The 8,619-nt window shown below is 42.1% G+C and carries 3 protein-coding genes; 2 read left to right on the top strand and 1 reads right to left on the bottom strand.

Translation table 11 applies throughout. From position 1 onward, the window contains the following. Positions 1 to 281 precede the first annotated feature (281 nt). Positions 282 to 3,551, bottom strand: coding sequence for a WD40/YVTN/BNR-like repeat-containing protein (locus LBU54_RS14910; protein ID WP_224531866.1), 3,270 nt, complete (start codon positions 3,549 to 3,551; stop codon positions 282 to 284). Positions 3,552 to 3,943: 392 nt separating this feature from the next. Between LBU54_RS14910 and LBU54_RS14905 the strand changes: the two genes are divergently transcribed. Both LBU54_RS14905 and LBU54_RS14900 read left to right on the top strand, forming a co-directional pair. Further along, positions 3,944 to 5,611, top strand: coding sequence for a hypothetical protein (locus LBU54_RS14905; protein ID WP_224531864.1), 1,668 nt, complete (start codon positions 3,944 to 3,946; stop codon positions 5,609 to 5,611). 34 nt (positions 5,612 to 5,645) lie between these two features. Then, positions 5,646 to 7,811 (top strand): prolyl oligopeptidase family serine peptidase, encoded by a 2,166-nt coding sequence (locus tag LBU54_RS14900; protein WP_224531862.1) that lies wholly within the window; start codon positions 5,646 to 5,648, stop codon positions 7,809 to 7,811. Positions 7,812 to 8,619: the final 808 nt, after the last annotated feature.

Genomic DNA, 8,619 nt, shown 5'->3' with positions numbered 1-8,619 from the left:
CATAACATGTGCTAAAAGCAATTTGGTAACGTATCTTGAATTTTCAATCTAATAAATTCTACAATTCACGCCTCGCTAAAGCGAAGCTAATTGACGATCAATAATTAGAGCGTATAAGGAAGACCTATTCTCTAATTATTGCTACGGAATTTATTATCTTTTCATTCTCAAAGCAGAACTACGTTTAACCCTTGAGTTGGCAATAATTACATAAAAACCAAATGAAAGAAAAGTAGGCTGTCTTCATTTAAACCACTAAGATTTCCGAATACGAAGAACCATCAATTCTTCGGCAGTGCTTCTCCTTCCATCCACGGTGCGCCTTTCTTAACCAAATCCTTTGCCAATTGCGATAATTTCCCTTGGCTCATCTCCAATTTTGTCTGTGTTGAACTCAATTGCTCATTGATTAACTTTAAAAGGTTTTTATGATTCGTCGTAGGACCATAAGTCGAATGGTCAATTCCGATTTGTAAAGAAAATAATCTTCCGCCAACAGTTGGTTTTGTTTTTTCTCCCGGTTCTACTTTCGATTTTTGGCCATTTAGCTCTTGGTCTATTTTTAGAAGTTCCATTCTTACTTCTGTCATTCGATTATCAAAACTACCCGCTTCTGTAGGCGAATTATCCAATACTATTTTCATGCGTTGTGCACGTTTCAAGCTATTAGCTAAACTTATTTGAATCGCAGAATGCGAACGCACAGCATTTTCATATTGTCGCCAAAACGTAGCAACCTCCTCTGGCGCTGCTCCTTCCAGTGCACCTTTGCGCAAAGGGACAACATCAAATTCTATCGGTTGTGACAACGCTTTCAATACTCCATTCACTTGCTGAAATAGCGTAGCAGAATATTTTCCAGGTGCGGCCATCAATGCTTTTGGCCTATCGTCCCACATGGGTGTTGGAGGTTCTATCATTGAAATAGCATTAGGAGAAGGATACCTCAAATCCCAAGCTACTCGATGAAAGCCCTTCTTAGATGAACCCTCTACACGTCGAACAACACTACCCTTAGAATCCTTGACTTCCAGCCAAATTTTTGGTTTATCTTCCATGCGTTCTTCTTCCAAGGCATCCCAACCAGGAAAAGCAATATTCTCTTCATTTTTCTTTTCTAGCGCGGCTCGAATCTCCTGTTTTGTTTTTAAATCATCTTTCAAATAATAGGTGAAAACAGCTCCAAATGGAGGATTGTCAGCTACATAATGGTCAGCACCCTGATCACCTTTTTTCCCTTCAAAACCGAGATGACCTCGAGGAATATACCACCATGCTTTTCGCGTGGAAAACAAAGTAGCTTCATTCTTAAAAACGTCATCATTTACTTCCCGCAGTACGCTTATGTCATCAAAAACATAAAAGCTGCGTCCAAAAGAGGCAGCGACCAAATCATTTTCCCTACGCTGAATCGCCAAATCCCGGAACGAGATGGTAGGAACACCTCCTTGGAGTTTTATCCATTTTTGACCAGCATTAGGAGAAAAATAAATTCCAAATTCAGTTCCTACAAACCACAAATCTTTTTTTACATGATCTTGGACAAGACGCCAAACTAAGTTCCGTTTAGGCAAATTATTTTGGATAGGCCTCCAAGTTTTTCCTCGATCCGTACTTCTTAAAATATAAGGTTGGTAATCGCCGTACTTGTGATTATCCATCGCCACATAGACCGTATTTGCATCATGTAAATCTGCTTTGATGTCGTTGATATATGGCGTTTTTGGCATTCCTTTTATAGTACTCACTTCTATTTTCCGCCAAGTTTCACCATAATCTTCCGTCACTTGAATCAACCCGTCATCTGTACCAACGTAAATTAAATTTGCATCAAGCGGTGATTGAGCAATAGAAGTAATCGTGTTATAATTGGACATAGCATTCAAGTCCCACGCATTATCCCAACTTTGTTGCTTTCCCATAATCGGTAATTCTAAACGATTTTGATTACGAGTTAAGTCTCCTGAAAGAGTGCGCCAGTCATCTCCGCGATTGTCAGAAACCCATAGTCTTTGAGATGCATGAAAAATTCGTTCGGGTGCGTGAGGACTAACCAAAATCGGAGCGTCCCAATTATAGCGTTCATAATCTTCGTCTGCTGCAGGTTGAGGCTGAATATCCATCACCTCACCAGTGATCAAATCAATTCTAGACAATGTTCCCTCCTGTCGTTGTCCGTACATGATATTTGGGTTACCTGGTTCGGTAGCGGGTTGATGTCCATCCCAGTCCAAGACCACTTTCCAATCTGAATTTTGAATACCATGTATATTGTCGGTTCGAGAAGGTCCGCCCTCAGTAGAATTATCTTGTGTGCCGCCATAGATATTGTAAAAAGGTTCGGCATCATCGACCGCTACTTTATAAAATTGCGTCAAAGGAAGATTTCCCATAAAACGCCAATTTTCGGCTAAATCAAAAGATTCGTAAACGCCTCCATCTGTCCCCATCAATAAATAATCAGGATCATCTTTTCTGAAGGCCAAAGCGTGATTATCGGAGTGTTTATGTTTTTCTTTCATGCGCCGAAATGTTTTACCTCCATCTTCTGAAATCTGCACCCTCACATCCATCAAATACAATCTATCGAACTGATGTGGTGAAGCATACAACTCTTGATAATAATGTGGTCCTGTGGCGCCGGAAACAGCATCGGACATTTTTTTCCAAGTCGAGCCACGATCTGTTGAGCGATAAACGCCACCCTTTCGTCTATCCAATTCAATTGCAGCATATAATACATCGGGCTTTTGCGGAGAAATCGCCAAACCGATTTTTCCCATATTGGACTTAGGCAAACCCGTATTGAGTTTTTCCCAAGTCTCGCCTCCATCCGAACTTCGATACAATCCTGTACCAGGGCCTCCACCCATATAGGCTGCTACAGTTCGGTGTCTATCCCAAGTTGCAGCATATATTTGGTCCGGATTTCGAGGGTCAAATGCAATGTCTGTTACACCTGTCCATTTAGAATTCCCTAATGTCTGCTTCCATGTTATCCCGCCATCGGTAGATTTATACAATCCTCTTTCTCCTCCTTTTGACCAAAGTGGACCTTGTGAGGCCACCCATATCACATCGGAATTTTCGGGATGAATCACAATTTTAGAAATATGATTTGAATTTTTCAGACCCATATTTTTCCATGTGGTTCCTCCATCATCACTTCTGTATACACCATCGCCAAAAGACAAATGACGGCCACCAACATTTTCACCAGTACCTATCCAAACAACATGAGGATTATTAGGATCAATGGTCACGCAACCTGTGGCAAACGAACCTTCTTTATCAAATATAGGATTCCAGGTGACTCCTGCATTTATAGTCTTCCAAACGCCTCCTGAAGCTACAGCGATATACCAAGTGTTATCGTCTTTAGGATGAATAGCAATATCTGCAATTCGACCAGACATAAATGCAGGTCCGATACTACGAAGCTCTAAGCCTTCAAAATTTTGATCTGACCAAGGTTTGGCTGTTTTATCTTGAGCAAAAATAAAAGTTAAGCTGAAGAAACATAGCAGCAAAGTAAAGAATTGGTTTCTCATGGTTTTGATTATTAAAAATAAGAATTATGAAAAAGTTATTAACTCAAACTTAATGATTTATCGGTAGAATAGTCACAGTCGTTAGTTTAAATTTGTTGTTATGTGGATTCTAGGCTAGCGGGTCCAAGGGAAATACCTTGACTTTTCTACTGCCGACGAACTTTATAAAGCATTTGAGAACCTTTCATTTTCATAACTGAGTCTAAATAAAAACTATTGCCAACAACGTATATAATCCATAGCTCAACTCTTTTAAGATTAAGAAAATTTCCTACCTTTAAATCACACTGATTCCTACTCGGAAAAATCTACCAATTTTTACTCGCTACGGAATCATATACGAACACGTTACCCTTCATTGTGACCAAAATAAGAAAAACCATCATCATCACATGAGAACAAATACCATCATTTTTCCTCTTTTATTAATCCTCTTTTTTAGCTGTCAAACGGATAAGAAAGAAAGGACAACGGAAGCCAAAACTGAAAGCCATACTTCCAAAGACTATCAGGATTTAGTTGCTTTATTTAAAGAATGGAGAACCTTCGAAATGCCTCCAAAACTGGAAGGCGCACCCGATTATCGGAAAGCTACTTTCACTCAGCGAATGTCGGCTTTTGATGAATTAAGAGCGCGCCATGTGGCGATAGACACCTCCGGGTGGTCTATTCCCAACAAAGTAGATTGGATGATTGTCTGGGCAGAAATGAACGGTTTTGATTTCAACTATCGCATACTGAAACCATGGGAACGCGATCCTGCTTTCTATAAGACAATATGGACATATAAGAGTGATGTACCAGCACATGAAGGCCCCACTAATCATGGCACCTTGGAATTGTGGACCTATGATTTCCCGTTAAGCGTTGAAGAGCGTGAAAGAATGCTCAATGATTTAGCTGTGATTCCAGCATTGAACGCTCAAGCCAAAACCAATCTGACAGGTAATGCCAGAGACCTATGGATCACCGGTGTCAGAGATATCAGGGAGCAATCTGAAGTACTTGAGGGCATGAAAAGTGCTGCAGGTGTAAGTGCTGATGAAGACATTATGACGGCTATTGAAAAAGCCCAAACTTCCACAAATCAATTTGCAGAATGGCTAGAAGCAGAATCAGCTAAGAAAACCGGTCCTTCAGGCATAGGCAAGGATAACTACACATGGTATTTGCAAAATGTGCATTTGGTTCCTCTTACTTGGGAAGATGAAGTGATGATCCTAAAAAGAGAATTGGCCCGTGCATGGTCGGCTTTAAAATTAGAAGAACATCGCAATCGTAATCTTCCCGAACTGGTAGCCGTTGATTCTCCTGAGAGTTATGATGCCCTTGCCGATCGCGCGGCCAAGAGTTTAATCAGCTTCTTAGAAGATGAGGATATACTTACCGTGAAGGATTATTTTAACCCTGCTTTAAGAGAGCACTTGGGTAGCTTTGTTCCAGAGGAAACGAGAAACTTCTTCTATATCACTTCGCATTATGACCCTCGCCCACTCTTCTCTCACTTTTATCATTGGTTCGAACTGGCGAGAATGGAGAACGAGCCTAACCCAAGTGAAATCAGAAAAGGGCCACTATTATACAACATTTTCGATTCTCGAAATGAAGGTACTGCCACTGCAGTGGAAGAAATGTTTATGGATGCTGGTTTATATGATGACGCGCCCAGAGTTCGTGAGATCGTCTACATTCTGATTGCACAAAGGGCTGCTAGAGGACTAGGTTCTCTCTATGCGCATGCTAATGAAATGACTATGGAAGAGGCCGGTGGTATACATACTAAGTATACTCCTCGAGGCTGGATGAAAACTGAAAAAGAGCTACTGATCTTTGAGCAGCACTTGTATTTGCGTCAGCCGGGATATGGTACAAGCTATATCACGGGTAAATATTTGTTTGAAACTGCAATGGCAGAATATGCTCTTTTAAAAGAGCTGAATGGGGAGGTTTTCGAGCTCAGTGATTTCTTTGATAGTATCAATCGCATTGGCAATATCCCTGTAGCATTGACCCAATGGGAAATGACTGGCAACTCAGATCATATGATCATGATGAAGTAATTAGGTTATAGATAATAGTTATTAATTCTAACACATGAAATACATCTCTTTTTGGCAAACATGGGTAATGGCAGGCTTACTATTGACACTATCCGCCACAGTTACAGCACAGGAAAACGAACTCACCCTTGATGACCTATTCGCCACACCAAAACTGACAGGAACAACTCCTTCTCCACCTGTGTGGGCACCGAACAGCAAGCACTTCGCTTTTTCCTGGAGTGAACCTGGAAATCCCGGACGTGGCCTATGGGTATCTACAAGTGATGGAAAGAAAGTGCAACTCCTTTCCGACGCGACTGCGAGCACCCCGTCAGTACGCAATATTGTCTGGACCAACGCGCATACAATCGTCAGCTTACGCGGTAACCACCTATGGCAGACATCCTTAAGCCAAGGAGACGACCTACAGTTGATGCCTGTCGAAGCAGGTGCCCATAATCTATCGATATCGCCAAACGGAAACCAAGTGGCGTATATAAAAAAAGGGGACTTGTGGCTGGCTAGCTTCTCTTCCAAACAGAATCGTCAACTCACCAAGATTGGAATTGCCAGTCTCTCAAACTTGCCAGTTGGACGCTATAGCCGACCAGAACGTGAAATTGGTCCAGGGATCTGGAGTGGGCCGACGTACAAGTGGTCACCGGATGGCAAAACAATTGCGATTCATGTGGTTGATCGACGTGAGATGCGAAAGGTTCCGTTCCCAGATTACCTCGCTGACGAGACAAATCCCAATATGGTACGCCGAAGTTACCCCGGTGATCCAAATGAAATTCGCAAGGTTGGCCTACTCGATGTAGAAAGTGGTAAAATTGAGTACCTCGATTTACCCAACCCAAGCGCCAATCAGGTTATTGACTTCAACTGGTCACCAAATGGCATTCTGCTGATTGATATTGCATCCGACAATGCGGTTGAACGTAAGTTGTTCGTATTCTCACCGGAAGAAAACCAACTGCGTGAGATTTGGCGAGGTGTCCGAGAGAGCCGTATGTACACTTCCTTTGGATCTAAGTGGCATCCTGATGGAAAGAAGGTGGTTTTCCTAAGTGATATGGGTGATCGGTATGGCCTTTACACCATAGATACCGCAGCTTCTAAAAGTCGTCCTAAGCTCCTAACTGATCCTTCCTACGATGTGCTGTCCACCCCAAATATTGCTGGCAAGACGCTGTTTTATGCTGGCAACGGCGTTAATCCGTATGAACAACACGTCTATCGCTTAAATATGTCCGGTGGCAAACCTGAACGATTAACACATCTTGCAGGCAGGAACATTGGCTACCCTTCACCGGATGGCCAGTATTTAGCGTTCATGCACAACAACGACACATCACCGACCGAGCTTTACGTGGTAAGCACTGAGGGTGGTGACGCGACACGAATAACCCGCTCTCCGTTGCCCGGCTTCACGGAGCGAACCTGGGTGGCTGCCGAATATGTTAGCTTTCCCAGTCTTGTAGATGACTATATCCTGCATGCCCGTATTCTAAAACCAACCAACATGAAGTCTGGCAAGAAATATCCAGTACTGTTTGGACCCGTATATTCGAATACAGCAAGAAACCGTTGGGCCGGCAACTACAGCCTGGTACAACAACTATTGGTTCAAAAGGGATATATTATTGTGCAAGTGGATTCACGGGGCAGCAACGGTTATGGTCGGGCATTCCGTGAAGAGTTCCTGCTTGGATTTGCAGAGCAGGACATTGAAGATTACGCAAGTGCTGTTGCCTACATGGAATCACTAGATTATGTCGATCCCGATCGTATCGGCATCTGGGGTAGCAGTTATGGCGGAACTCTTTCCGTTTATTCGTTGTTGATGAAGCCTGGCTTATTCCAGGTAGGTGTTGCAGCAGCGGCAGCTGTTGACCCGCTATTCTTTGGAACGGACGATGTTGCTATTGTACGTAGCCCGAAGACACACCCTGAGGTCTTCGAAAGAAAAGCACTCAAATATGCAGCGAACCTGGAGGACAAACTACTGTTTATCCACGGCATGCAAGACCATGTGGTACCATTTAAGACTACAGCTACATTGGCTGATGAATTAATTAAACAGGGTAAGGACTTTGACTTTGCCTTTGCTCCTGGTGCGACGCATGGATGGAGCCGTGAGCGGAATTACGATCGCTATCTCTTTGGTAAACTAATCGAATACTTAGACCGATACTTAGCCGACCCATCTGAGTAGATGTTTGTAAGTTTCCTGTTGCCAGACGTTGGGGAAATCAATCTAAAGGTTTGTTGAAATACCCTTCTGTAATTTTTACAACAGAGTTATAGGTTTTGATCGTAATCGCACTATACCGTTTAACTTCCATTATTTTAGCAAGTTTAGGAATATTTATAGTCAATGATTTTATACTAAAATAGCTTAAAAGAATGAAGGATTCCAACAAAAAAGTAGTTGAATTAATAAATAAAGACATAACGAAAGGCTAACAATGTATAACCGCAATTTACTCACTAATGTTTATTTTTAAGGTGTTCGTCAGTCGCTACGCTCTGGTCGGCGGATTCGACTACGTCCGAATCCACTCTGTAATTGCAAAGGTCAGTGCTTAGCCAAATTTAATCGTAAATTTATCCCTAACTGACGGTTATACGAGACCGATGATAACACATTATTCATTACATTTTTATTTTATTAAATAGGTATTCATCTGTTCGCTGCGCTCGGGTCGCTAAAGGCGAACTTCAATCTGCGCTGCTACGCAGACAATGCATCTTAAAGTAGACGTGTTATCATCTCAAGGGTTAAACCAAATTACTATAACAGCTATACCTCAGACAATCGCATTCGACGGGCTTCGAGCCTAAACGTGCGACATCGTCGGTTAAAAGCAATTTAGTTCATGAAACTTCTAATGTGATAAATAGGTATTCATGAATGCTTGGCATTTAGCTCTGCTCCTCGAATTCCCAATCTAATAAATTCCACAATTTACACTTCGCTACGCGAAGCTAATTGACGATCAATAATTAGAGAGTATAAGGAA

Source organism: Winogradskyella alexanderae (assembly GCF_020166335.1).
In the GTDB taxonomy this organism is placed as follows: Bacteria; Bacteroidota; Bacteroidia; order Flavobacteriales; family Flavobacteriaceae; genus Winogradskyella; species Winogradskyella alexanderae.
This window is presented reverse-complemented; position numbering and strand designations above follow the sequence as displayed.